Source organism: Bacillus sp. JJ1533 (assembly GCF_036965045.1).
In the GTDB taxonomy this organism is placed as follows: domain Bacteria; phylum Bacillota; class Bacilli; order Bacillales; family Bacillaceae_L; genus Ferdinandcohnia.
Window position 1 is genome coordinate 1 of the sequence record NZ_JBALOV010000074.1, and the last position, 1024, is coordinate 1024.

General features: G+C 32.9%; 1 protein-coding gene. It reads left to right on the forward strand.

Going from position 1 to position 1024, the window contains the following annotated elements; translation table 11 throughout:
* On the forward strand, positions 1 to 924 hold a 924-nt coding region (locus V7138_RS25215), incomplete at its 5' end, for an isochorismatase family protein (protein ID WP_335402764.1).
* Between the last annotated feature and the right edge of the window lie 100 nt (positions 925 to 1024).

Below are 1024 nucleotides of genomic sequence, written 5' to 3' on the forward strand. Positions count from 1 at the left end.
AAGTTTGGTAAGTTTGGTAGTTATAAAGAGACTTTGGTAGGAATATCGAAGTTGATCATGCTACTTGCGAGTTTGTCTATCGGTAATGATGTTCATATAGATATTTTAACATTGCAAAAAAATACGATGAAAGAAGGAATTTTGATGTACGAGAATCTTTTAAATATATCTGAAGCATCCAAACTATTGGGTGTTTCACCAAGTACGTTACGAAGATTAGAGAAAAACGGTTATATTGAAGAATATGGTTTGAAGGTTATCTATACTCCCGGTGGTCAGAGAAGATATATATTGGATGAAATCCAGCAACTCTATTCGAATCAAGGGTTTTCGGGACAAATTGGATTTGGGGAAAAAGTTGCCTTGTTAATCCGAGATTTTACCAATGGTTTTACCGATCCACATTCCCAACTGTCTATTCAAATCGAAAATCAATTTTCTTCTGTTAAGAAGTTGATTGAAGTAGCCATTGAGAATAAGATGCCAATTATATTTAGCAAAACGGTCTACGAACCTGATAACAAGATATCCAGGCTTTGGAGTGAGAAGTTCCCATCTCTTCAAATTTTGGATCATCAAAGTACATGGACCCAAATTCACCCGGAATTTAGAGATTATCCCTATGATATTATTAATCCTACAGTCTATATTACGGACTTATATAATAATCATGTAAATGATTTTTTACAAGCCAAACAAATAGATACCATCATTCTGGCGGGCGCTACGACTAGTGGAAGTATAAGAGCAACTGCGGTGGAAGCACTTCAAAAAGGATATCGAGTTATTATTCCTAAAGAAGCCGTAGGAGATCGAAATCAAACGTTACAAAACTCAACTTTATTAGATTTAAATGCAAGATATGCAGATGTTATTAGTTTAGAAAAAACCATAAAAGGAATGAAAAAGTCTATTAAACTGTGAATGGGAAAATCCATTCGCAGTATTTTTTTATCATAAATTTACTGAAAATTTTATTTAGTTTTAATATTGACACTAATAAATGTGTGGAGTAAAATAAAAA